Source organism: Bacillus sp. ISL-34, from assembly GCF_018613325.1.
Classification (GTDB): Bacteria; Bacillota; Bacilli; order Bacillales; family DSM-1321; genus Peribacillus.
Window position 1 is genome coordinate 408,710 of the sequence record NZ_JAGGQJ010000004.1, and the last position, 25,470, is coordinate 434,179.

At 41.4% G+C, this 25,470-nt stretch carries 27 protein-coding genes; 18 read left to right on the forward strand and 9 right to left on the reverse strand.

Translation table 11 applies throughout. The features are described 5' to 3' along the window. Positions 1–230: 230 nt before the first annotated feature. From J7E52_RS05805 to rpsN, 8 genes are all read left to right on the forward strand, one after another. The gene (locus J7E52_RS05805; protein WP_214744065.1) at positions 231–878 is read left to right on the forward strand and encodes a DUF4352 domain-containing protein; all 648 of its coding nucleotides are present in this window, start codon (positions 231–233) and stop codon (positions 876–878) included. Between the two features lie 105 nt (positions 879–983). Beyond that, a complete protein-coding gene (locus J7E52_RS05810) occupies positions 984–1,136 on the forward strand; it encodes a YpzG family protein (protein WP_072272311.1) in 153 nt (50 codons plus the stop codon). Between the two features lie 205 nt (positions 1,137–1,341). Then, positions 1,342–1,722 (forward strand): nucleotide excision repair endonuclease, encoded by a 381-nt coding sequence (locus tag J7E52_RS05815; RefSeq protein ID WP_309476857.1) that lies wholly within the window; start codon positions 1,342–1,344, stop codon positions 1,720–1,722. A gap of 165 nt (positions 1,723–1,887) precedes the next feature. Continuing rightward, a complete protein-coding gene (locus J7E52_RS05820; RefSeq protein ID WP_214744067.1) occupies positions 1,888–2,058 on the forward strand; it encodes a hypothetical protein in 171 nt (56 codons plus the stop codon). A 421-nt stretch (positions 2,059–2,479) separates the two neighbouring features. After that, positions 2,480–3,667 (forward strand): GTP-binding protein, encoded by a 1,188-nt coding sequence (locus J7E52_RS05825; protein WP_214744140.1) that lies wholly within the window; start codon positions 2,480–2,482, stop codon positions 3,665–3,667. Positions 3,668–3,690: 23 nt separating this feature from the next. Further along, positions 3,691–3,840, forward strand: coding sequence for a 50S ribosomal protein L33 (rpmG, locus tag J7E52_RS05830; protein WP_034310390.1), 150 nt, complete (start codon positions 3,691–3,693; stop codon positions 3,838–3,840). Between the two features lie 66 nt (positions 3,841–3,906). Then, a complete protein-coding gene (locus J7E52_RS05835; protein ID WP_214744068.1) occupies positions 3,907–5,073 on the forward strand; it encodes an NAD(P)-binding domain-containing protein in 1,167 nt (388 codons plus the stop codon). A gap of 29 nt (positions 5,074–5,102) precedes the next feature. Then, entirely contained in the window at positions 5,103–5,372 is a 270-nt protein-coding gene (rpsN, locus tag J7E52_RS05840; RefSeq protein WP_214744069.1) for a 30S ribosomal protein S14, read from the forward strand. Between the two features lie 466 nt (positions 5,373–5,838). On the opposite strand, the gene J7E52_RS05845 is transcribed toward rpsN, so the two are convergent. Next, positions 5,839–7,482, reverse strand: coding sequence for an alkaline phosphatase (locus J7E52_RS05845; protein ID WP_214744141.1), 1,644 nt, complete (start codon positions 7,480–7,482; stop codon positions 5,839–5,841). A gap of 183 nt (positions 7,483–7,665) precedes the next feature. Beyond that, positions 7,666–8,070 (reverse strand): VOC family protein, encoded by a 405-nt coding sequence (locus J7E52_RS05850; protein ID WP_214744070.1) that lies wholly within the window; start codon positions 8,068–8,070, stop codon positions 7,666–7,668. A gap of 306 nt (positions 8,071–8,376) precedes the next feature. Between J7E52_RS05850 and J7E52_RS05855 the strand changes: the two genes are divergently transcribed. From J7E52_RS05855 to J7E52_RS05865, 3 genes are all read left to right on the forward strand, one after another. Beyond that, a complete protein-coding gene (locus J7E52_RS05855; protein WP_214744071.1) occupies positions 8,377–8,646 on the forward strand; it encodes a DUF1292 domain-containing protein in 270 nt (89 codons plus the stop codon). Between the two features lie 222 nt (positions 8,647–8,868). Further along, a complete protein-coding gene (locus J7E52_RS05860; RefSeq protein WP_214744072.1) occupies positions 8,869–9,297 on the forward strand; it encodes a cell wall hydrolase in 429 nt (142 codons plus the stop codon). 147 nt (positions 9,298–9,444) lie between these two features. Beyond that, positions 9,445–10,914, forward strand: a complete 1,470-nt coding sequence (locus J7E52_RS05865; RefSeq protein WP_214744073.1) for a PAS domain-containing sensor histidine kinase — start codon at positions 9,445–9,447, stop codon at positions 10,912–10,914. 37 nt (positions 10,915–10,951) lie between these two features. Here the strand turns inward: J7E52_RS05865 and J7E52_RS05870 are convergent, their stop codons facing one another. Continuing rightward, on the reverse strand, positions 10,952–11,944 hold the full coding sequence (locus J7E52_RS05870) for an NADPH:quinone oxidoreductase family protein (RefSeq protein WP_214744074.1): 993 nt from the start codon (positions 11,942–11,944) through the stop codon (positions 10,952–10,954). A gap of 163 nt (positions 11,945–12,107) precedes the next feature. Here J7E52_RS05870 and J7E52_RS05875 point away from each other — a divergent pair, with 163 nt between their 5' ends. Next, complete coding sequence (locus J7E52_RS05875; protein ID WP_034310415.1) at positions 12,108–12,548, forward strand: peptidylprolyl isomerase; 441 nt, start codon at positions 12,108–12,110, stop codon at positions 12,546–12,548. 75 nt (positions 12,549–12,623) lie between these two features. Here the strand turns inward: J7E52_RS05875 and J7E52_RS05880 are convergent, their stop codons facing one another. Continuing rightward, positions 12,624–13,562: an oxidoreductase gene (locus J7E52_RS05880; protein ID WP_214744075.1), complete on the reverse strand. Its 939-nt coding sequence runs from the start codon at positions 13,560–13,562 to the stop codon at positions 12,624–12,626. 123 nt (positions 13,563–13,685) lie between these two features. Then, positions 13,686–14,456, reverse strand: coding sequence for a sulfite exporter TauE/SafE family protein (locus J7E52_RS05885; RefSeq protein ID WP_214744076.1), 771 nt, complete (start codon positions 14,454–14,456; stop codon positions 13,686–13,688). Between the two features lie 213 nt (positions 14,457–14,669). On the opposite strand from J7E52_RS05885, the gene J7E52_RS05890 reads away from it, so the two are divergent. Continuing rightward, positions 14,670–15,452 (forward strand): TrmB family transcriptional regulator, encoded by a 783-nt coding sequence (locus tag J7E52_RS05890; RefSeq protein WP_214744077.1) that lies wholly within the window; start codon positions 14,670–14,672, stop codon positions 15,450–15,452. A gap of 62 nt (positions 15,453–15,514) precedes the next feature. On the opposite strand, the gene J7E52_RS05895 is transcribed toward J7E52_RS05890, so the two are convergent. Next, the gene (locus J7E52_RS05895; RefSeq protein WP_214744078.1) at positions 15,515–15,868 is read right to left on the reverse strand and encodes a hypothetical protein; all 354 of its coding nucleotides are present in this window, start codon (positions 15,866–15,868) and stop codon (positions 15,515–15,517) included. Between the two features lie 182 nt (positions 15,869–16,050). On the opposite strand from J7E52_RS05895, the gene J7E52_RS05900 reads away from it, so the two are divergent. Further along, on the forward strand, positions 16,051–17,277 hold the full coding sequence (locus J7E52_RS05900; RefSeq protein WP_214744079.1) for a glycoside hydrolase family 3 N-terminal domain-containing protein: 1,227 nt from the start codon (positions 16,051–16,053) through the stop codon (positions 17,275–17,277). A 90-nt stretch (positions 17,278–17,367) separates the two neighbouring features. Next, complete coding sequence (locus J7E52_RS05905; protein ID WP_214744080.1) at positions 17,368–17,556, forward strand: hypothetical protein; 189 nt, start codon at positions 17,368–17,370, stop codon at positions 17,554–17,556. A 123-nt stretch (positions 17,557–17,679) separates the two neighbouring features. Here J7E52_RS05905 and J7E52_RS05910 read toward each other — a convergent pair whose 3' ends face one another. Further along, positions 17,680–18,081 (reverse strand): SET domain-containing protein, encoded by a 402-nt coding sequence (locus J7E52_RS05910; RefSeq protein ID WP_192206858.1) that lies wholly within the window; start codon positions 18,079–18,081, stop codon positions 17,680–17,682. A gap of 290 nt (positions 18,082–18,371) precedes the next feature. After that, positions 18,372–19,997 carry a M4 family metallopeptidase gene (locus J7E52_RS05915; RefSeq protein ID WP_214744081.1) on the reverse strand — a complete coding sequence of 542 codons (1,626 nt, stop codon included), beginning with the start codon at positions 19,995–19,997 and terminating at the stop codon, positions 18,372–18,374. A 441-nt stretch (positions 19,998–20,438) separates the two neighbouring features. On the opposite strand from J7E52_RS05915, the gene J7E52_RS05920 reads away from it, so the two are divergent. The 3 genes from J7E52_RS05920 (at position 20,439) to J7E52_RS05930 (ending at position 24,218) form a co-directional block, all read left to right on the forward strand. Beyond that, the gene (locus J7E52_RS05920; protein WP_214744082.1) at positions 20,439–21,920 is read left to right on the forward strand and encodes an amino acid permease; all 1,482 of its coding nucleotides are present in this window, start codon (positions 20,439–20,441) and stop codon (positions 21,918–21,920) included. 238 nt (positions 21,921–22,158) lie between these two features. Further along, complete coding sequence (locus tag J7E52_RS05925) at positions 22,159–23,259, forward strand: CaiB/BaiF CoA transferase family protein (protein ID WP_214744083.1); 1,101 nt, start codon at positions 22,159–22,161, stop codon at positions 23,257–23,259. A gap of 431 nt (positions 23,260–23,690) precedes the next feature. Further along, positions 23,691–24,218 (forward strand): hypothetical protein, encoded by a 528-nt coding sequence (locus J7E52_RS05930; protein WP_214744084.1) that lies wholly within the window; start codon positions 23,691–23,693, stop codon positions 24,216–24,218. Between the two features lie 144 nt (positions 24,219–24,362). Here J7E52_RS05930 and J7E52_RS05935 read toward each other — a convergent pair whose 3' ends face one another. Further along, positions 24,363–25,466 carry a 5-methyltetrahydropteroyltriglutamate--homocysteine S-methyltransferase gene (locus J7E52_RS05935; RefSeq protein WP_214744085.1) on the reverse strand — a complete coding sequence of 368 codons (1,104 nt, stop codon included), beginning with the start codon at positions 25,464–25,466 and terminating at the stop codon, positions 24,363–24,365. Between the last annotated feature and the right edge of the window lie 4 nt (positions 25,467–25,470).

Genomic DNA, 25,470 nt, shown 5'->3' on the forward strand with positions numbered 1-25,470 from the left:
TGTTAACCAAATCTTTTTCATTACTCTAAGGCCTGCAAAATGGCCCCACTACTGATGATTTTCCTGAATGACCAACAACTTCAGAGAATTGGCATACAATTCCGTGACATGCTGCCTTTACCTTGTCTTAACAATTATCCTGCTGCATTTTTACATAGTCTTGACATTGAGTTCATTTTCTTCACCTATAGTTAAATTAAAGAAGTAATAACACTTCAGGGAGGGATTCAATGAACAGACTGATGATTGGTGCCCTGTTATTAACAGCATTTGGTGCTCTTAATACCCAACCAGCTTACGAAGAAGAAACGACAGCTAAAGAAAAAACAGAGGAAATTGCACGGCCACTGGAAAAGAAGGATGTCTATGTTCCGAATCCACAGCTTCCTGATGATATAAACTTGAACCAGACCGGTCAGACCGTTTCCGATGCAAAAGGCGACTTAACCTTGAAGGCCTATAAAAAAGTGAATGAAACGCTGAATGTTGGCCCGATCGAGGTTAAAGTCAAAGAAATGAAAGTGATGCATGCCACTCCGGATTACAGGATGATTGATTTCTTCCACGGCTATACGCATGATGAAGATTTCGATATCGTAAAAGTGAATGTGGAAATCAAAAACAATACGGATGAAAAGATTAAGTTTTCCCCAGTTGCTTTCCTTGAAACGGACGGCGGAGAACACCTGACATGGGAAGATGAAATCTACTTAGAAGAACTTACTGGTGAAATAGAAGGAAACGGTTCAAAAAGCGGAAACATTGGTTTCATTCTAAAGGATGGAAACATAAAGGGCATATCCCTCATGACAAGTGATGCTTTGGATGAAGAAGGGGAAGTCCTTGCAAAAGGCAAGTCAGCTGAATTCGCTTTTTAAAGAAATATGGCGTATGAATCTTTATAAAAATCAAATACTAGAACAAGTGATAGGAATACTATCACTGAACGGAATATCCAAATCCTAATGATGAGGTGACACAGAATGAGCTATAAAGATCAATTAGATCCACATTCTCAAAAGTTTCACCATAATTGGACAAGACCTAAGCGTTCAAAATCTCAAGTTAATGGCCATACGCAAGAATCGCAAACAAACATTATACTAAGAAGCAATGCAAAGGCTCACAGGTGGTAAAGGATATTCCCGATAAAGAAGGAGGCTCTTAGCGAGTCTTCTTCTTTATATTTAATTCAGCAATCATGGCATACATGGCTTTTCATTCATAATTATGATACCATTTACCTTTAAGAATAAAGCGATGTGCCTGATGTGAAATGTATCCATCACCGGAGTTTTGAATCCGATTGAAAGTTTCACCTTATACAAATAGAGGACGTGAATTGTAATGATTAAAATTGAAATCCCTGCAGCGGATATAAGCATCAAACAAAGGAAGCAAGTTATAGAAGGAGACGAACCTGTCATTCCTGAAATTTACGGGTTTATCGATTTTCATTTGATTCCCCGTGATAAAGGCGGCATCATCTTGTTTTACAATGAAAACGATGAGCTGATTTTTGTCGGGAAAGCTCGTAAATTAAGACCAAGGGTCAAGAAGCATTTCGAGGATAATGTTTCTCCGATTAAAGAGCATCGCAATGAAGTCAAGAAAATTGACATTCTTATAGTCGAAGACGCTATGGAACGTGAAATCTATGAAACGTACATGATCAATACACTTCACGCTAAATATAACGTCGACAAAGTGTTTTATAAATAAGAAGAACGTATGAAAAGCTGACTGCATATGCACTCAGCTTTTTTGTGTGCAAACAAAGTTTACATATGTACAAAAATAATTTCGTACATTTACAACGGCTACATGTCAGTTTAACAATGTTGGTTTATATTTAGAGTATTCCAATACATTCTCAGGAGGAAGCTATTGAAGAAAATACTTTGTAAAAAGGTGTTAGTTATCTCGATCGGGACAGTGATTGCCTTTGGGAATTTAACGTGGTCCATGTCACAAGCTTCTAAACTGGCGAAACAGAGAGAGATTGAAACTTTTGAACAAGAGACAGTAAAATCTTCAGGGTGGGAAATGGCGGAATAAGCACAGTAACCAATGATTTTTTTCTCGATTTGCAACAAAGAAAAAGAAAAATGTATTGGATAATGAAACGTTGTTGATAACAGCTGAGTACAATAAATGCTGAAACTGCAATGGAGGTTCATTACACATAATATCTTATGTGTGATAGGGCTTCCATTTAATTTTTGTTTTAAGTTTCATTAAGAATGTCAGCACCTTTCATTTATTCGTGATTGCCCTTTGCGGTATCGGGGCAATCGTGAGTATATTCATTCAGGAAAAGTATTCGGGAGTTAATTTTTAAAAAAACTTGCAAATAGTAATGATTACGTTTTATTATTAAAGAGTGTTTTTTTAAGCGTGGAAGCTATGGTATATAAATCGTAATGATTTTGATTTATGTGCAACAAAGAAATCAGGCAAAGGAGTGGTAAGGATGGGTATGAAGAAAATTCCGGTTACGGTATTGAGTGGGTACCTCGGTGCGGGAAAGACGACGCTTTTGAATCATATTCTTGAAAATCGGGATGATCTGAAGGTTGCCGTCATCGTTAACGATATGAGTGAGATCAATATTGATGCCTCGCTGGTCAAACAGGGAGGGTTTACCCGGACGGATGAAAAACTGGTGGAAATGCAGAATGGCTGCATTTGCTGTACGCTTCGTGAGGATTTAATGATTGAAGTGGAGAAATTGGCGAAACTAGGAGACATTGATTACATCGTGATTGAATCGACTGGGATAAGCGAACCGGTACCTGTAGCCCAAACCTTCTCCTATGTTGATGAAAGCATGGGAATTGATTTATCGGAATATTGCCGGCTTGATACGATGGTAACCGTTGTTGATGGGTATAACTTTTGGCAAGACTTCACTTCCGGAGAAACACTTATTGACAGGATGCAGGCAACTGATGCTGCCGATGGCAGGGAAGTGGTCGATCTATTAATAGATCAGATAGAGTTCGCCAATGTCATCCTGTTAAATAAAATCGATCTAATGGATGCTGACGCCGTTGAGGAATTGAAAGCTGTTCTTCATAAAATCAATGCGGATGCACGGATCATCGAAACGGATCATTCCAAGGTGCCGCTAAAGGAAGTATTGAATACGCATTTATTTGATTTTGAAGAGGCAAGCCAAGGAGCGGGCTGGATAAAGGAATTGAATGAAGAGCATGTCCCTGAGACACTGGAGTACGGAATTTCATCCTTCGTTTACAGAAGGAAAATACCGTTTCATCCCGAGAGACTGATGCTATGGTTAGAAAACTGGCCCGTACAAGTGGTAAGGGCAAAGGGCTTCCTTTGGCTGGCATCGAGAAATGATACGGCAGGCCTGCTATCGCAAGCGGGACCATCATTAACTTTACAAGCAGCCGGTAAGTGGATTGCAGCATACCCGGAGGAAGAACAGCGCCAAATTTTAAAAGAAGCACCTGAACTATTGGAACGGTGGAATGAGATATACGGTGACAGGATGACGGAGCTGGTGATGATCGGCATTCAAATGAATCAAAAGGAAATCGAGAATGAATTAGATCAATGCTTATTGACGGAAATTGAGTTGCAGCAGGATTGGTCTTTGTATGAAGATCGATTGCCTGCATTTACGGAAATGGTTCATTAAAAAAACTTTAGGAGGAAACAAACATGAGAGTAAACATTACTTTAGCATGCACAGAATCAGGGGACCGGAATTATATCACAACGAAAAACAAGCGGAATAACCCGGACAGGATCGAATTGAAAAAGTACTGCCCGCGATTAAAGAAACACACGCTTCACCGTGAAACGAAGTAATTTCGAGATTTAAATCGTAATGATTATGATTTACAAGAGGGGATAGATGTAAAAGGAGGGAAGTTCATGTTGGAATGGATCATTATTGGCGGAGGCATTCAAGGTATGACGATGGCTGCATTTTTACTAAAGTCAGGAAAAACGACAGTGGACCAGCTGGCGATTGTTGATAGAAATGAAGAACCATTGGCAAGATGGAAGCATTGTACGGAAGTCGTTTCAATGCCATATTTGCGCTCACCATCCGTACACCATCTGGATGTGAATCCATTCAGCCTGCAGAAATATGTGGAAAAAGCAGACTGGAACGATAACTTTTACGGCCAATATAAGCGGCCATCCCTACAATCCTTCAATGAACATTGTGTTCACCTGGCTGATGATTTATCCATTAAGCAGGCATGGGTGCAAGGGGAAGTCACCTCTGCCTGCAAAACGGGACTGGGCTGGGAAATCCAATTGCAAAACAAGCGTCTTTTAGGGCAAAAACTTGTGATTTCAATTGGTATTGGTGAACAGCCTTATTGGCCGAATTGGGCGCAGCAATTAAAACAAGAGAATGAAAGTTCCGTTTATCACATATTCGATGAAAATATTCCGGAGCTGACACAATTACAAGGACCCGTCACGATCATTGGGGGAGGCATATCTTCTGTCCATCTTGCTTTAAAGCTGAGTAAGATCTATCCCAATGATGTCACGCTGCTAAAGCGGCACCCTTTTAGAATTCATGATTTCGACAGTGATCCTGGTTGGTTGGGGCCGAAAAAACAGCGTCCTTTCCGTGATATAACAAGCTATCAAAAAAGACGCGAGACCATTATCCAGGCCCGTAATAAGGGATCCATACCGCCTGACTTACATAAAGCGCTGAAGAAGGAGGTTAAAAGTGGGTTATTGCGTGTGATGGATGAAGAAGTGATAAGCGCTGTGTGGAGGGGCGGGCATATTAGCCTAAGGGATAAAAACGAAAAGGTCATTCAACAAACAGGGACGATCCTTTTAGCGACCGGCTTCAAATCATCAATGCCTGGGAAGGAATGGCTAACACCAGTCATCCAATCGCATGATTTACGCTGCGCGGAATGTGGTTATCCGATTGTATCGCAGTCGTTGCAGTGGGGACCTGGTTTATATGTCACGGGAGCATTGGCTGAACTTGAAATGGGACCGATATCCAGGAATATATCGGGAGCAAGACAGGCAGCGGAACGAATTGTGAACAGTTTATAAAATCATGATCTTTAAAAAGGAGAATAAAAATGGCGAAAAAATCCAAGGTGATAAAAGCTCAAAAACAGTTGGCAATGGTCGAAAAGTATGCAGAACTAAGAAAGGAATTAAAGGAGAAAGGGGATTATGCCGCATTGGCCAAACTCCCGCGTGATTCTTCGCCGACAAGGGTCCACAATCGTTGTGGCGTAACGGGAAGACCCCGTGGATATATGCGCAAATTCAACATGTCACGTATCGTTTTTAGGGAACTTGCTCATAAAGGGCAACTGCCGGGTATCAAAAAGTCAAGTTGGTGAAGCGGGGAGAAGAAAGGTGTGATTTGTTTTTCATTCACTTTTTTTTTAGAAGAGATCAAGTACAAAATCATAAGAAAAGGAGCCCTTGTTGAACAGGGGCTCCTCAGTTTGGCGACAAAAGGGGATTGGAGTCCGAATATTGGGGTGAAGGTCGAAAAAATTCATGAACGGTCGAAAAAAGTGCAGTGTAGGTCAAAAAACTGCGTTAACAGCCAAATAAAGTGTGGTGTAGTGCTTTTTCCTTGAAATTTATACGGATGAAACCTCATTAGATTGAAGGAATTTGCGACACTCCTGCCGAATAACTGGCTAGCCGAAACCCCCAGGCGCTGGCGGCGAGGAGGCTTGGCAGACAGTCGGCGGAAAGGGAGCGGATTTCTGAAATCAACTGGAACTTTTATTAATTTGTCTACATTTTGAGGAGCCCTTGTTAAAACAAGGGCTCCTTCCCATTCAGAAGTGATGCTTATTTAACTGCCTTTAATGCTTGTTCAGAAATATAGAAGTCTTTTCCGTTGTAAACGGTGATAGCATTTATTTCCTTTTGTTTAGTGGATTTAGGAGTCTTGCTGATCACGATATTCTTATTTGCAGGCAGTTCCACTCTTTGCTGCCCCTTTTTCGCTACGAAAACTGGGTTATTCGGGTCTGTCACATCTATACGGGTAGAATATCCTTTTTTCTCAAAGGAATCTTTAGCATTCATGTATAGTTTATTCGATAATTTTTGTAAATCAAAGCCCATAAATTCGGCCATTTTTTTAGCGAGATCTGTATTCTCCACTAATCCAGTCGGTTTTGAAGGGCCATAAGAATACAGGAATACGTCTTCCCCTGTATGACCGCCTGTTGTAAAGCCAATGTTGGCACGGTTAGCAAGCATCTTTGTCATTTCAGCACCAATGTTTTTAGAAGAGGTAAGTTTTGCTGTTTCTTCAGAAGTCAGATCATTAAGTCCATACAGGGCTGCTACTTCCTTAAGATTGGAATGATCTGGTTTTAACTTACTTAAAGCTCCTTCAACAGTCATCTTCGCTTCCTTTAATGGATCGATATAAGATGATACGGGTGTTTCCGGGTAGGAGGAGTTCGTGTTTACGTTACCCATTGTAATTCCGCTGTTTCCATGGTCCGCTACAGCAATGACCATCGTGTTTCCATCATTTTTTGCAAACTTAAGCGCTTCGTTAACGGCATCATCAAAAGCTAAAGTATCACTAATCATTCCGATTGTGTCGTTTCCGTGAGCAGCCCAGTCAATTTTGCTTCCTTCAACAAATAAGAAGAAGCCATCTTTATCTTTTTTCAAGGTTTTAAGGGCCTTATTGGTCATATCGGCTAAAGTGGGCTCACTTGGCTTTGTTGTTTCACGATCAAAATCATATGCTAGGGCACTTGGTGCAAAGCTTCCCCAAATTTTATTCGATTTAGAGTTTAACAGCTCGTCACGGGTTTCAACAAAGTCATACTTGTCTTCATCAAGCACTTCCAAAAGGTTTTCTCCATCAATTCTTGCATTTTTTGTTTTACCTGGTAAAAGGGATTCTTTGCCCCCTCCCAAAACTACGTCAATCCCCTGATAAACCTGCTGTTCCGCAATATCACCGTAATTGGTTCGATGTGTCACGTGAGCAGAAAAGCCTGCGGGTGTAGCATGCTGGATTTCAGATGTAGAGATGATGCCAGTTGCCTTTCCCGCTTGTTTCGCACCCTCCAAAACGTTAGCGACTGGTTTATGGGCATTTTTCGGATTAACCGGATCGAGCCCTGGAGAATTAACGATGGATGGCAGGACACCGACATATTTATCATTGGATTTATTTCCTGTCGCAAGCGCTGTTGCTGCAGGAGCTGAGTCTGTAATGGCCGATTCAGCTGAGTATGTACGCATACCGCCAGACAGCATTTCGTCCATGGCTAGATTATCGCCTTTATACCACCTTGAAAGGGTTGTGGCTCCTGTGCTTGTCCCATCCATCACCATCATGATGACGTTTGTTGGTTCTTTTTTCTTGTCTTTTGCCTGAACATCTTCCTTCAATGTTGAAATACCCAGTGATGAAATGGCTACCGCGCCAGCTAACGTAATTCCTGCCACTTTTTTGCTCATTTTCCCCAAAATGATTACCTCCAAAAAACTATACTTAATACATCTTAGGATAAATGCAGTATATTAAGAAATTACTTCATTTAAGTAAAGAAAGGTTTTTTATCTGTAAATTTTGCTAAACGGCTTGTAGAGTGAACGTTAAAAAAGCAGAAGTCTCTAAGACTCTGCTTTTTAGTATGCTATTTACCTTTGGAAAAATTCAATCCACTCTTTTTCCGGTCCATATACGTAGAAATAGCGATAACCATTTGGAAGGGTGACGATATCTTCATCAATCAGCTCGGTATTATCCAAGCTTTTGATCCGGGCATATTCTTCTTCGATATCATCCACGGTAATGGCAAAATGGTGGATCGTTGCTTCGGAGGGCAGTGTGTCGCTATATCCCTGAATCAATTCTATTTCTGTTTCGTCCGACTCTTCGTAACCCAGGAATGCCAGCTCGATTACCCCATTAGTATGAGGCATGCGTGCTTTTAATTTTAAATCCAGCACATCTTGATAAAAGGCGATGGATTTTTCAAGATCTCTTACAACAATGCCAATGTGATCGACCCTTTTCACAGCCAAGAAAATTTCCTCCTTCATTATATCCAGGTGCAATATGCTAATATTAGTATATATAAGATTATTCGGAATTAAATTACACTTTTATAGCCGTTTTTTAGATAATTTTTTAAATAATGTTAATAAAGGGAAAATGTTGGTGAATAATGATAAATGACAAAAGACGTTAAGGGAAAATACTTTTCTTCCATAATATCTTTTGACTGATTCTTTTCTTGGAAAGAATGGAAATTATCATTTTCCAGGGCAAAAATTTGTTTCTAAATGGAATAGTCGATATACTATGGAAACAACTCCATTATTAATGGATATGAGAGGAGAGATAGTATGGGAAAAATACGTGAAGGTGAAATTTTCACCCTTACTGATGACAGTGATGAAGGCCATGAAGTTGAGGTTTTAGGATCATTGGATGTAGAAGGTACGGAATATGTTGCAGTAGGTTTGCTTGAAGATATTGAAGAGGATACAGAGGAAGATATCGATATTTTCTTTTTCAGGGTCGAAGGCGAAGGTGAGCTGCTCGATATCGAATCGGACGAAGAGTTCGAAAAGGTATCAAAGGCGTTTGAAGCGGCATTTGAAGCGAAAGAATGACAAGATAAAAGACGGCACAATGTGTGCCGCCTTTTTTATATGTATAAAGAAAGTATTGGCCCCGCCTTCGCCAAATACCATGATAGCCACGCGTGCTATCCAGCCTTACTTAAGTATAGGGTTGTATTATTGAATGGACGTGTACTCCGTATGAAGATTTTATTAAAAAACGGAGGTTTTTTCCATATCCAAGGCATAGGATAAAAAAGTGGAGGTGATGGGATGGCCGTTGTAAAGCACACTGATGCCGATATTGCCTTATTGGCAAGATTGCTTAGAGCGGAAGGCGAGGGCGAAGGTGATCAGGGCATGTTGATGATCGGTAATGTAGGGATCAACCGGATTAGGTCGAATTGTTCCGATTTCAAAGGGTTGAGGACGATTCCAGACATGATTTATCAGGAGCATGCCTTTGAAGCTGTACAAAAGGGGTATTTTTATCAGCGAGCAAGGGATAGGGAAAAAAGGCTTGCACGACGCAGTGTGAATGGTGAAAGGATATGGCCCTCGAAATTTAGCCTATGGTACTTCAGGCCACCGGGAGATTGTCCGGCAACATGGTATAATCAGCCACTGGTTGGGCGTTTCAAGCTTCATTGCTTTTATGAACCAACTGGTGCAGAATGTCCAAATATTTATAATACATTTTAAGGAAGCGGCTGAACCTTATGGAGGTTTGGCTTCTTTGTGCATCAATCCTTAACCTGGAAAAATCGTATGATAAAACTGGCAAATGATTTACTGATACTGTAAAATTGAGACTGTAAATTTCCGGATAAGAAAGGAATAAAAAAATTGATGAGTAAAAGGCTTATTAATTATGGACAAGGGCAAATGGGAGAACAGCCGGAGGATAATACCGAGAAACTTAAGTCTTTCATGGAGAACAACCCGGACGCGATTTCCATTGTTGATCTGGAAGGAAAGACCCTTCAAGTGAATGCAGCTTTTGAAGAGTTTTTCGGTTGGACGAATGAAGAGCTCATTGGCATGCCGTTTCCAATTATTCCAGAATTCTTGAAGGAGTCAGTCAATGAATTACATGACCAGATTAAGGCAGGGGTTCAGAAGAAAGGCTTTGAAACGGTCAGGCTAAAGAAGAACGGCCAGTTAATCGATGTAAGCATCTCCCTGTTCAATATCCGGGATAATGAAAATGAGCCGTGCGCACTGGTTTTCGTTTATCGGGATATCACGAATCAAAAACTTGCTGAAGCTGCCTTGAAGGAAAGTGAACAAAGGTATCGCAGTATAGTCGAGATGTCACCTGAAGCGATTTTTGTACATCGCAATGGGATCATCGAGTATATGAATCCCATGGGGGCAAAAATGCTTGGGATGGATAGTGTGGAAGATATTATCGGTAAATCGGTTTTTCAGTTCGTTCACCTGGATTCCCGGGAAAGTGTACAAAAAAGAATCGATATCATGAGGGATGATCATCAGGCAGTTGGTTTACTGGAACAAAAGTTCATTCGACTTGACGGACAAGTATTTTATGGAGAAACACTCGGTCTTCCGATTATATATAAAGGTCAACCGGCCATACAGGTATTTTGCAGGGATATTACGGAGCGTAAAAAGACCGAAGAACTGCTCTGTAAATCCAATATGTTATCGGCGGTAGGACAGATGGCTGCGGGCATCGCACATGAAATAAGAAATCCATTAACTACGGTCAAAGGTTTTTTACAATTATTAAGGGAAGACCCTGAGCAAAAGGACTATCTTGAAATGATGGTAAGTGAAGTAGAAAAAATCGAAACCCTGGCCAATGAGTTTTTAAGTTTAGCAGAGCCTGAAGCGAAGGTTTGTGAATTCATTCAGCTTAACGATATATTGGATAGTGTGATTACATTAGCCGAGTTTCAAGCGATATTGAATGATGTTGAAATCATCAAGGAATATAATCCAGATTCGGCGGCATCTGTCTTTGGCGAACCGAATCAGTTAAAACAAGTATTCACGAATGTGGTCAATAATGCGATAGAAGCCATGCCGAATGGCGGCAAACTTCATATACAATTAAACCATGAAGGGGACTCTGCAATGATCCGATTCATAGATCAAGGCTGCGGAATCTCAAATGAGCGCATGAAGCATCTAGGGCAGCCTTTTTATAGCACCTCTGAAAAAGGAACGGGATTTGGGCTCACGGTCAGTACTAAAATCATCCATGAGCATAATGGGGAAATTCATTTCAGCAGCGAAGTGGGAGAAGGGACGATTGTAGATATCAGTCTCCCTATCAATGAAAGTTCACAATGAAAAGTGACGAGAAGCCATGCTCTCGTCACTTTTTGGTTTATAGCTTTACGATCGTTCTGCCTCTTGCTTCCCCTTTTAATAGGGTAGGAAGGACGTCAGGCAATTCTTCAAGTGTGATTTCCTGTTGAACGAGCTGTTCTAAATGCTCTAGTTTAAAGTCGGTGGCAAGGCGATGCCAAACTTTCAATCTTGTATCCATCGGGCAATTGACCGAATCGATCCCAAGTAGATTAACCCCTCTTAAGATGAAAGGAAAGACGGTGGCAGGAAGGCATGTACCAGCTGTCAATCCACTGACCGCAACAGCTCCGCCATACTTGATTTGACTAAGGACCGATGCTAACGGTTCACCGCCGACGGGATCTATAGCCCCGCTCCACTTCTGCTTACCCAGTGCCCGCAGCTTGCCATCATATACATCTTCACGCGATACAATGGTCGCCGCACCGATTTCCTTCAAGTATCCATGTTCCGATTCTTTCCCTGTACTCGCTTCCACGGAATAGCCAAGTTTGGAAAGGATCGAGACAGCGAAGCTGCCAACCCCCCCAGTTGCACCAGTGACGAGAACGCTTCCTTGCTCAGGTTTGAGGTTATTTTCTTCCAATCGCAGAACCGATAGTGCTGCAGTGAAACCAGCCGTTCCGATGGTCATCGCCTCTTTCATTGTAAGGCCATCAGGAAGCGGGACGATCCACTCTGCAGGAACACGGGCAAATTGACTATAGCCTCCCGATTGGGAAACACCAATCCCGTAGGAGGTCGCAATGACTTCGTCTCCTTCTTTAAAGCGGGAATCCTCAGATGAAACGACAACACCAGCCATATCAATTCCCGGAACGATCGGATAGCTGCTGACAATGTTTCCATTCGGAATTGCTGCAAGGCTATCTTTATAGTTCACACCGGAATAATGAACACGGATGAGCACTTCGCCTTGGGGTAGATCATCAAGTGATAGTTGCTGAATGTTAACGGTGAATTGATCATCTTGCTTGTTCACGACTAATGCATCAAATTGCTGTAACATGGTTCGTTCCCCCTCATAAATAATGAATCTACCCCATTATAAAAGAAAAAATATAGGAATGTATAATGATACAATTCGAAATAAGTAGCGCTCGCTTTTCTTTCTGCTTCTAAAAATGGTACTATTAGATTTGATTCAGTTCATATTAAAGGAGATGTTTTACATGGCTAAAAAAGGATACATACTTATGGAAAATGGAGAAAAAATCGAATTCGACCTTTTCCCGAACGAAGCACCGAACACAGTTGCTAACTTTGAAAACTTAGCAAACACAGGATTTTATAATGGCGTAGTCTTTCACCGTGTCATTCCTGGTTTCGTAAGCCAAGGCGGAGATCCAACAGGTACAGGCGCAGGCGGAAGCGGCACGCAAATCAAATGTGAAACAGAAGGAAACCCTCACAAACATGAGGCAGGAAGCCTATCAATGGCACATGCCGGAAAAGATACAGGCTCAAGCCAATTCTTTATCGTGCACGAACCACAACCGCATCTTAACGGTGTTCACACAGTATTCGGTAAAGTTACATCTGGACTAGAAACAGCCAAAGCTATGAAAAATGGCGACAAAATGGAAAAAGTCGAAGTTTTTGACGCTGAATGATGGAAGCGAAAAGAGGGGGCATTATGCTCCCTCTTTTTTTTGCACTGTTCATGAGAAAACAGGGGAAATATAGAGTCATTTTGGTGTAATGCTTTCAGTGAAACGATATTTGACCTCTGTCAAGGTTTCTGAAATATCCCATAATCTTTTTGAAGTTTCTTCATTATATAAGGTATTGATGATATCGTCTTTTCTAGGAAAGCCTTTTCTGCTCTTCTTTCCATCGGGTCCGATATACTCCCCGCCTGTTAAGGTAGGTTCGGTTGCGGCATAAAGGGTAGGCAATGCTCCCATACTTGCCGGCTGGGTGATGGTTTTCGAAAGAAAATGCACGAATCTATTTATGGGTTTGCCAGATCCGCGTGACATGAGATTAGTATGGGAAAGGCCCGGATGACAGGCAACACTGATCTGGCTTGCACCATGCTGGTTGAATTTGTTCTGCAATTCGCGGGCGAAGAGTAGATTGGCCAGCTTGCTTTGCCCATAGTATCTCATTGGTTTATAACCGTTTTCACCATTTAGGTTTTCGAAGTCTATATATCCATTGATGGCGGCCAAGCTGCTCAATGTGACCACACGCGATTTTGGCGTAGAAAGGATTCGCGGAAGAAGGAGACCTGTCAAAGCAAAATGACCGAGATGATTGCTGCCGAATTGCAGCTCGAAACCATCCTTCGTCTTACTGTATGGCGGAATCATCACACCTGCATTATTGATGAGGACGGAGAGTGAGTCATAGTTTTCCTTAAAGGAATCAGCAAAATGCCGAACGTTGCTTAAATCACTTAAATCCAGCTGCATCACGCGTACATTCGCCATAGGGTGGACCGATAAGATTCTATCGACCGCCTTCTCACCCTTTGAAGCATTCCGGACAGCAAGGATGAGCTCTGCCCCCTTACCGGCCAGTGCGAAAGCCGTTTCGAAGCCAAGGCCACTATTTGCACCAGTAATCACAATGGTTTGCCCTGAAACATCTGCCATTTCTTCACCATTCCACTTTTCAATCATCCAACCACACCTTTCCACACAGTCTATACCTATCATATACCCAAATAATTCCTATATGTCACATCTGTGGCGGGAACAAAGTGCTGTATCTTATTTTTTTCTGCTGTAACCGGGATTTTTTAATTAGCCGCCCATTACGTAATCCATTATATTTTTCATGATAAGGATGACGGTTACTATGATAAATAATACCCTTACATATGCCACTCCCTTCTTAATGGCGAATTTAGAACCGGCCAATGCTCCTGCTATCATGGAGATCCCCATCGGTATTCCATAGGAAAAGTTGACGGTATCAAGGAATATGAACATGATCAAAGCTGCCAGATTACTTCCGAAGTTCAAGAATTTTGCATTTCCTGCAGAGTGCAAAAAATCAAAGCCAATCATTAAAAAGGCAAACAAAATGAAAGAACCCGTTCCAGCGCCCAAAAATCCGTCATAAAAACCAATGGCAAATATAATGAACGTAAATAGTGCAGCCTTTTGCCATGTGAGTTTATGGTAAGTCGATTTCTGTCCCCAGTCCTTTTTAAAAAAGGTATAAATGGCAATAGCTATTAATAGAACCAAGATCAGAGGCTTTAATAATTCAGGTGAGACGAAGTTGACAACCCAAGCCCCTAGCAGGGAACCTATGAAAATCAGTGGAAAAAGTTTGGAAACCAATCGAAAATCAACCTTACCTGAGCGAATGAAGGCAATGGTACTTGTTAAAGACCCCATGGAACTTGCTAACTTATTCGTTGCGATCGCTTGAGAAGGGGGAAGTCCCGAAAATAATAAAGCGGGGATGGAAATCAGGCCTCCGCCGCCGACCACAGAATCAATGAATGCTGCTAAAAACCCGAAAAACATCAGCAGCAAGAGCGTTGAAATTTGTATATCCTCCATATTAGAAGCCTCCGTAGCAATGGCATTATGGCCGAAATGCTTGCTTATGCTAGCCATAACCCAAATTATCATTAGTCACTATTTAGATAGTAACTAATAAAAGCCGTTCTGTAAATAAGAATATCAAGAGCCATCCCTTTTGAAATCGAATAGATTTCTTTAAGAGATTTGGTATGATAGGCATATAACTTACTAAAAGCACTAGGAGGTACCATGCAAGATATCATTCAAAAACTACAGTCTCTCGGGTTTAGTCAATATGAAGCAAAGGCTTATGTTTCTTTGGTTCGCCAAGGCCCAACCAGTGCCTATCAAGTAAGCAAGGAATCAGGAATTCCCAGGGCCCGCATCTATGAAATATTAAATGGACTGCAAGAAGAAGGAATCGTCTTAAAAGAGGAAATCAATGACTCGATACAATATTCACCGTTACCAGTCGAAGTGTTTTTGGAATCGGTCCAATCAAAATGGAACGATACCTATCAATCCATCAGCCATACACTGAAACAATTCGAGAAGATAGAACCGATGTCCGACAATCGTGTAATGACGCTTAAGGGTGAAGGGCATATCCTATCCTTTTGCCGTACTTTGATTCAAAAGGCCGAGAAAAGGGTGGTCGTTTCTCTATGGGACGAGATGTATGGAAAACTGGAACAAGAGCTAAAAGGGATCGCCGCGCATTGCACTCTCAAGGGGATTGCATTTCAGGTTGAAAACCCGTTATCAGGTATAGATATACATCGCAAAACAAGCTATGTGGAGAATATCGGAGAAAACAAATGGTTCATCTTATCCATCGATGGCAAGGAGACGATTTACGGCCCTTCTCTTGAAACGAGGGAAACGGCGTTTTACACAGATGATCCCATTCATATCAATTTTCTCGAAAATTACATTTGGCATGATATCCTCGTTAACCGCTTGGTTAAAAAGGATGATGGAGATGCCGAGAAATGGATATCAAGTGAAAGAGACCGTTTTTTCTCCCTATAATTTAAAAAAAGCTGATACCCCCATGTGCAGGGGGGATCAGCTTTTTATTTTTTGTACCAGAATCATTCGGATAGAAGGGTTTTAGGAAATCTAATGGCCGTGGGCAAGCTTGATTTATCTCGATAAGACCTGTAAGACACAATCGTATGATTATGCGCTTGAACATCCAACTGGAGAACCTGTGTGCTTTTCATTTCCAAATAGTACGTAACGTCTTCTTTTTGTAAATGATAAAAAGAAAAAGGGATACCTAAGAGGTTTTTCCTGATTAGTTTTGTTTCAGGCTGATTGATGATGTGCTCACACAATTCCGTTATCGTAACAGAAGTTGATCCTGTAATGGCTGTTATTTTTTCTTTTGCATAATCGACTGCATGACTGAAGGTGACGGCAATATTCTTCAAGATTCCGTTCATGGGGGCATCTCCTTTTAATTAGGCTATGTTTGTAGTATGGTACGTGGCTAATGCTTTATGCAAAAAAATCCGCAATGATGATATAGAATTGTCACTTTATGAACATGATTAAGAAGTGTGCTGCGTAATCAATAAAAGGGCAATTAAGGAAGGACAGAGAAAATGTCATTGAAGGTCAAAGCATGAAGAATAAAAATATATATTGGGGTCTGCTTTTCATCACAATCCTCGCTTTTACAGTTGTGTTCATTCAGTTGAATATGGATGTGAATTCCAGAGCGGAAAAAGGGAAAGATGCCGAGGCGGAAAAAATAGAAAAATTGCTGAAAAAAATGACGCTTGAGGAAAAAATCGGACAGCTTATGATGGTAGGTTTCAAAGGAACTGAAAAGGGCAGTGAAATTACGGAGCTTATCGAACAAAAACATATAGGGGGCGTCATTTATTTTGACCGCAATATGAAATCACCTAAACAAGTGGCTAGGTTATCCAATTCGCTACAGCAAACGGCCGATCAAAGTACCCATTCGCTTCCGTTGATGGTGGCCATCGACCAGGAAGGCGGGGAGATCATTCGGATGAAGGAACGGGTATCGCCGCTCCCTGCACAACAGGACCTTGGAAATAATGCATCTGTTGAAGACATGTATAATGTGGCCAAATTGAATGGGACAGAACTGGGCTCCATGGGGATTAACATCAATTTCGCCCCTGTTCTTGATCTATCGAAAACGGATAGGCGTTCATTGGGACAAGATCCGGAAAAGGTCTATCAATATGGAAAGAAAGCCATTCAAGGCTTGAACGATGTATCGATAACCGGTGCATTGAAGCACTTTCCTGGAAACGGACGCAGCGAAATCGATCCGCATGTCGAAACATCTTCCGTGGAGGCAAACCAACTTGATCTGGAAAATTCGGATATTTATCCTTTCAAGCAAATCATAAGTGAACTGGATAACCACAAGTTTTTCGTGATGGTGACCCACATTAAATATCCAGCCTATGATAAAGAAAAACCAGCAAGCCTTTCTAAAATCATCATAGAAGACCTGCTTCGGGGGAAACTTAAATATGAAGGACTTGTCGTCACCGACGATTTGGAAATGGGAGCTGTGAACAAGTATTTCTCCTATGAAGAGATGGGGAAGCAGGCCATCCTCGCAGGAGCTGATTTATTGCTTGTCTGTCATGAATATGCCCATGAGCTTGAGGTATATAACGGATTACTGCAAGCAGTAAAAGCAGGGGAAGTTCCAATGGATAGAATTAACGAGTCAGTGAAAAGAGTGTTGACATATAAACTTTATAATATGAAGCAAACGAAAGCTGACCCGGATCAAGCTGAAAAAGTCGTGAAAAATCCCGAGAGCATAAAGTATATCGAAAGTTTGAATGTGGATAAATAAGAGCGAACACACTCTCTCAAAAGTATGGATTTGTTTAATTCCCCCCATAGAGGGAATACTAAATAGACTAACTTGAAGGAGGAAACTAACATGCCATCAAACAAAATGCTTGGAACCGTCCTGATAGGAGCTGCCGCATTTTTAATGCGCAATAAGAAAACCCGTGAAAAAACGATGAGTCAAATAAGATCCCTAGCCACACCGGAAGCGATTGATAAGGTTAAGAGCCAATTCCAATCAATAACAAAAACAAAATCAAGTAACCCATCCGTACGTTAAGGTGAAGAGACCCCATTAAGTTGTTCTTAAATGGGGCTTTTTATTTCATTAGAAAGGAAAAGCACTTGTATCTTTCGAAGACCATGGATAGGTATTCAAAAGTACAAGTGCTTTTATGAATGATCATTCAGCTTCATCTTCACCGTCATCTTCTTTATTGAACCAAAGCGGATCCTCATTATCGACTTCACCATTATAATTAATCAGGATTTCTTCTCCTGCTTTTATATCAGTGTAAGCAAAGAAATCAAACGTATGATTCTTGAAGTTTATGTCATACGTAGCGTTGGGTGTATAAGAATGATTAAACAGCATGCCATAACCTAAAAGCATGGCAGTATGGTTTATTCCATATTCAAACGCATAATCAGCCAGCAATGTCTTCTCTATGAAAACATGCTCCTCGTTCGGATAAGCAATGACAGGTGCCTCATGCAAAAGCTCACCTTTTTTTATGTCTCGTGTTGCAAATACGCCTCTATTGAACTCACCATCACTGAGTGTGGAAGTTTTAACTTCAATCATGTTCGTCACCTACTTGTTCTATTCAATATAGTCCAGATTATCTAAGCTTGACAGTTAATAAGGAGAAAAGCAACTATTTTACGGAATTAATCATTTTTAGCAAACGACACGATTGTTTTTTATTGAGGCTCTACCGGTACCGCAGGACGGAATTCTTCACATGAAGGCCGAAAAAAGGTAGCGGACGGCTGAAATAATCGGAATAGCCTGGATATCCATTACAATACATAAGAAAAAACACCTCCGCTAGAAGTGAAGGCTAGGGAGGTGTCGGCATATAGGTAAATCCCTTAATTCACACCGACAGCTGTAAAGGCATTTTTGACAGCTGTGACTTCTGCACTGCTTGAACCGTATAAATCAGAGGCCGCTTGTACGACTGCCGCCCTGGCTTGTGAAAATGTCGACGAGGAAGTTAAATAAATCGTGTTTGCCCGGTAAAAGATGGTTCCCAGTTTATCGATGCCGATTCCGGAGACGGTCACGCCATGGTGAGTTCCGCCTGCAGAAATCAAATAGGCTGCCTTATTTATGATTCCGCTGTTCGTGTGGACTCCGCCGTTATCACCCGTTCCCGTATAACGGTCCGAATAATGGTCAGGGTCACCATTCAGTGTTGGATTAGCCATTGAACGGAGTGCATCGCCGGAAATATTCGGTGTATAAATATCTTCCCCGATCAAATAATCGGCTTTGGCACTTTGATTCTTAAATTCGACGACGGTGCCAAAAATATCAGAAATCGCTTCATTCAAAGCACCGGATTCATACTGATAGGTAAGATTCGATTCAGTGGAAGTCACGGCATGCGTCAGTTCATGTGCAACGACATCGAGACCGCCGGACAATGGGATGAACGTCGTGCCATCTCCATCACCGTAAACCATTTGGGTGCCATCCCAGAAAGCATTATTGTATCTCGAGCCATAATGCACGGTTGATTTCAGGATGGTTCCATTTCCATCATAAGAGTCCCGTCCAAAGGTGGATTTGTAATAATCATAGGTTTTACCCGCATAAAAATGAGCATCCACACCAGCTTTATCGGTAGAAGTAGTAAAAGCATTTGTCGTGTTGGAAAAGAGTGTACCAGGCAATCTTGAACGGTTATTGGCATTATAAGTGTAGATGCCTTTGCCGCGTGTATTGTCTTGTAAATAGTATCGACCGTTGGATAAGGTAGTGTTCAACGACACGGTATTGTTTAAGACGCCCGTGCCCGTTCCGACGGAATTGGTCCCCGTCACTTCATCAATTGTATTATATTTATTCAGGATTTTACCAGTTTTGACAGAAATGAAATAATTATGATTTCCTGGTTCCGGACTTAGGAATTTCAAATTCACTTTATATACATAATCGGCCTTGCCTTCATTTGCGTATACATATAGGTCAGATTCAGGTGATTGTTCGTAGGCAGGTGTGAACCCAAGGTCCGCTTCCGCTATTTTGATAGCTTCGGATTTACTGATGCCTTTTTTAGCCTTTTTCCCTAATTTCGTGTTTAGATTGGCTTCAACCGTACCGGACACGACCGTCAATACTCCTTTAGCGTCAATCAATACTGCTTGTGTGGAATTCCATACAGGTACGCCTTTATAGGTTTGTTGCAATCTAAGGACGGTATTTCCTAGTTCATCCTTGCTTTCTTGCTCTATCGTGAAGGAGTCTTTCGCCTTTTGCTTTTCTAGCTTGTAAGACTTTTTGTTTTCATCAAAAAAGGTAAGAATGATATCTTCTGCGGTTTGCTTTGATGGGTCCGTTAGTTTCCCAGACTTGTATTCTAGCGAATCCTTATGCTTATTGTACTTCTCAACACTCAACACATTTTTTGCAGCTAAAGCCTCTTGATGGGGAATGGCAGAAAATAATAGACCGATGGATAGTGCAGTTCCTAAAAATACCTTACCTTTCATAACCTTCAACTCCTTCATGAGAATACCTCATTTTTACATCATTTCATATTATTATCAAATGGAGAAAACTCGCAAAAAATATGACATTTAAAGGAATAAAATGGAGAAAAATGGATTTTGATAGAAATATTCTTTGAATATATTCTTTTAGTAATATTTGGAATGTATTTAAATTAAACCAAATGAATAAAAGTGCAAAAAAACATGGCATAATATGCAAAAAAACGTGGCGTAAAGTGCAAAAAAATTTGTCTATTTAAGGCGTTTTTTTTGATGATTTGTTGAATATTGCGTTTTGTAAACCTGGCATGAAAGTTGCATATATTCAGAAAAGGAATTCGAATTGTAAATTAGGTCTATTTGAAAGTCTATGAAATAGAAAATTTATTATATGGATTTCCCCATTCATGAAAGCGCTTATATAGAAAGGGATGAAAATTTATGATACCAAAGCAAGAACATGACATCTTGCATCCTCCACAGCAAGAAGGACAAGAACTAAAGCGTGGTTTAAAATCCCGCCATTTAACGATGATTTCCATTGGTGGGGCTATTGGCACCGGGCTTTTCCTTAGCAGCGGGGCAGCCATTCATACAGCTGGGCCAGGCGGAGCATTACTTGCTTATTCCTTAGTTGGGGCAATGGTGTACTTTGTGATGACAAGCTTAGGGGAACTGGCAGCATTTATGCCTACAAGCGGTTCTTTCAGTACCTATGGATCGAAATTCGTCGATCCGGCATTTGGTTTTGCCTTGGGATGGACGTATTGGTTCAATTGGTCGATGACGATAGCCGCAGAGTTGGCAGCCTCGACAATGATCATGAAATTCTGGTTTCCGAATAGTCCATCATTGTTGTGGAGTGCATCATTCTTGGTGCTCATTTTCCTATTGAACTATTTATCCGTTAAAGGATATGGTGAAGGGGAATACTGGTTTTCCTTCATAAAAGTAACGGCCATCGTTATTTTTATAATCGCCGGGCTGCTAATGATCGTTGGCATTATGGGCGGCGAAGCAGTAGGTTTTAAAAACTTCACCGTCGATGACGCGCCTTTCCCGGGTGGATTCATGGGTGTCTTCATCGTATTCATAGCGGCTGGCTTTTCTTTTCAAGGTACCGAAATTGTCGGCGTGGCTGCTGGGGAAAGTGAAGATCCTGCACGGAATATACCGAAGGCCATTAAAAGTGTCTTCTGGAGAATCTTGCTCTTTTACGTATTGGCAATCTTTGTAATAGGACTGCTTATCCCTTATACGAACCCAAGTTTACAAGGTGATAACGTCATGGTAAGCCCATTCACGCTCATTTTTGAAAAAGCTGGAGTGGCCTTTGCTGCTTCACTTATGAATGCAGTCATTTTAACAGCGGTATTATCAGCTGGTAACTCCAGTCTATATGCATCAACGCGTATGTTATATTCAATGGCAAAAGATGGGCAGGCACCGCGTATTTTTGCAAAACTTAATAAACGGGGAGTACCGGTTGCAGGAATGATTTTGACATGTTCCATCGGCATGCTAGCCTTTTTAGCCTCCATATTCGGTGATGGTAAAGTGTATATTTGGTTAATGAATGCCATTGGAATTACAGGATTCATCTTTTGGCTGGGCATTTCCATCAGCCATTACCGTTTCCGGAAGGCATTCATCGCTCAAGGCCATTCATTGGAGAAGCTGCCATATAAGGCATTATGGTTCCCGATAGGTCCGATCTTTGCCATATTAATTGGCATGATCGTCATCCTGTCCCAAAATATCCAGGCCTTTTTCTCAGACCACATCGATTGGGGCAGTGTCATCGCTGCATACCTGGGAATCCCGCTTTTCCTTGGTCTATGGTTTGGCTATAAACTGATAAGAAAAACTAAATTCGTTAAACTTGATGAAGTCGAATTTGACTTTGACAAAAAATATGAATGAACAAGCTTAGAGTGAAATCAGCCGGACAATGCAGTATTGTATTGTCCGGCTTTTACTTGTTAGGCTCATTATCAAAAAGCTAGGAAGCTGATTCCTAGCTTTTTATTTTTGTTAAATGGAAATTTATACAAATCTGGTGAGAGGTATTATATGATAATTGTAATCTCTGCTAAATTGCATATACAGAACGACTGGAAAGCTTTTAATATTTCCAATGGAAAGGGAAGGTGCACGGCTGATGACCTTATTGACTCATTTAAAAGTATTGGACTTTTCAACGTTACTGCCAGGCCCATTTGCGACTTTGATGCTAGCGGATTTAGGAGCGGACGTTTTGAAGGTAGAGAGACCAGGAGCAAAGGATTCATGGGGTGTGAACCAATATCTTAACAGATCGAAGAAGTCGATCACACTTGATTTAAAACAATCTGAGTCCATCGAATCCGTAAAAAACCTAGTGAAGGAATACGATATCGTCATTGAACAATTCCGTCCAGGTGTCATGGAACGTCTGGGACTGGGCTATGAGGCATTAAAATCGATTAATCCGAAGCTGATTTACTGTTCCATCACGGGCTTCGGCCAGACTGGTCCCTATAAAGACCGACCGGGACATGATATCAATTATATTTCGATTGCAGGCTTATCAGGCTATTCCGGTACGAAAAGGGGCGGCCCGGCAAAAAACGGAACCCAAATAGCAGATCTTGCCGGAGGCTCACTGCATGCTGTTATCGGTATATTATCTGCAGTCATTCACAGGGAAAGAACGGGATTCGGCCAAGCCATCGACATCAGCATGACCGACTGCAGTTTTGCCTTGAATGCCATATCAGCACCTTTGAATTTACAAGGGGGCCTCGAGCTTGAACCAGAAAAACTGATGTTAAACGGAGGGTCCTTTTATGACTTTTACGAAACAAAAGATGGACGCCATTTTTCAGTGGGGAGCCTTGAGCCCCCATTTCGAAAAGCATTATGCGAAGCGATCGGTGCACCCGAATTGTATGAACTGAGCATGAAAAGCGATGAAGAAAGCGGAATCAGGTTTAAAACGGCCGTCCGACTGGCTTTCCTTGAAAGAGAATTTCATGAATGGCAGGAAATATTCGCTGATTTCGAGGCATGCGCAGAACCAGTGCTGACCTTCACTGAAGCGGCCGAACACCCCCAATTGAGGGAGAGGGGAATGATCGTCGAGGTACCTGACGGAAAAGGAAATGTCCAGAAGCAAATCGCCTGCCCGATCAAAACATCGGTTTTTACCCCTGAATATAAACATGCAGGCTTGAGGCCAGGACAAAACAACGGAGAAATTCTGCGCACCCGCAATCGCTAAATAAAGATGTAAAGACTATCACTATTCCGAATTTCTTTGGAAGGAGATAGCCTGTTTTTTTAAAAAAAGCCGGAAAAAGCAGGAGGAAGGATGAAATAATTGGTCGAAGGTCGAATAAAGTTGGAGATAGGTCGAAAAAAGCAGTGGAAGGTCAAATAATTTGGAGATAGGCCGAAAAAAGCGGTGGAAGGTCGAATAAAGTTGGAGAAAGGTCGAATTAAGCAGGAGATAGGCCGAAAAAACCTGAAGGCAGGCGAAATCAAGCTGGAAACAGCCCGAATTAAGCAGAAGGAGAACAAATTATCCGCTTATCACTTGTGGAAAGCAACATATTACTACTGTGAAAATTTACTAGTTATAACTAATGTGGGTAGGGTATCAGAGTAGCATCCTGGCAAGAAAATGGCTCTGGTAAGGAGGGGTGATTTAACATGTTTGGTCTCTCTGATATCATTAAATTTCTATTTTCCTTTTTTTTGATCATGCCGATCGTTACGCTGATACATTTGAGCGGGCATATTTTCTTTGTTACGATCTTTGGGGGATCAGAAAAGAAAATCTTGATCGGTTGTGGCAATAAACTTTTCGCCTTTCGGAACATAGAGGTGAGGAAATATTATTTTTGGAATGGGACTTGCGAGTTCAAGGGATTGAAACATGATAATCGATTGACGAATACGCTGATATATTTAGGCGGATCTATCTTTAATTTAGTCAGCATGCTGATCATATATAGCTTAGTGTATCAGAATATCCTGGACAGCTCGGTAATCTGGTATCAATTTATCTATTTTTCTTTCTATATCATGTTTTTCTCATTGTTTCCGATGTATTTCTCGGACGGATCGCCAAGTGATGGGAAGGCTGCGGAATTGGCCTTGAGGAACATGCTGGAAGATAGGGTGACGGATGATATATTTGTGAAGAAAATGGATGATGATGATGATAGCTGCAAGTAAAAAGGGGACGTGCTGATGGCCGTTCTTTCAGCTTGGAATGTCTTTTACGCTTTTTATATAGTATAAACCTAATCGGCACGCTTATATGATGCCGATTAGGTTGTTCGAATCTTGTAAATCAGTATTGAAGTTTCCGCAAAAAAATCATTCCCATACTTCTTTTGCTACATCAACGACGAACTTCAGCTTTTCCCATTGCTGTTCTTCGGTCAGTTTGTTGCCGTGATGGGTGGAGGCAAAGCCGCATTGAGGGCTTAAGCATAATTGTTCGAGCGGAACGAAGTCTGAAGCTTCCTTGATGCGTACCTTAACTGCTTCCTTGTCTTCGATTTCACCATTTTTTGAAGTGACGACACCGAGTACGACCCGTGCCCCGCCATTTGGAATGTATTCCAATGGTTTGAAATCCCCTGAGCGTTGATCGTCATATTCCAAGAAGAATCCATCCACTTTTTCTTTTGCCAATAACGTTGGGGCGATATGGGCATAGCTTCCTTCAAACGCCCATGTGGACTGGTAGTTTCCACGACATAGATGGGTAGTGACAACAAGGTCTTCTGGTTTTCCTTCCAATGCGCCATTAATTACGCGAAGTGCTAGATCAATTAATTGTTCCCTCGTATATTTTCCATCTTTGAACTGGAAATCTGGAGCTGAAAGTCTGGCAATATATACATCATCCAATTGAAGATAACGCACACCTGCTTCATAAAAGGCTTTTAAAGCATGCTGATAGGCTTTGATGATATCATTTGCGTAGTCTTCAATATCAGGGTAGATGTCTTCATTATGAATGCCTGCAGCAAATAACTGATTCGGACTGGGAATGGTTTGCTTGGCAACGGCACGTCCGTTCACGATTTTATTCAATTCAATGAAATCACGAATGAAGGGATGTTCAGGATTGAATGAAACCTTTCCGGTATTGCGAACGTTATATCTCTCTGTTTCCACACCATCGAAAGTGAGACCTTTTTCAGTCACATATCCCTCGATGCCATTTAAATGTTCGAGGAAGTCAAAGTGCCACCATGTTCGTCTGAACTCACCGTCGGTAACGGCCTCTAATCCAACTTCAATTTGTTTATCGACAATCCGATTGATTTCTTCGGTTTCAACTTCACGAAGCTGCTCTGCCGAAATTGTACCTTCCTTAAATTGCTTTCTGGCAATATGTAAACGTTCTGGTCTTAATAAACTTCCTACGTGATCGGCCCTGAATGGTGCTTTCGTTAATGTGATTGACATGTTG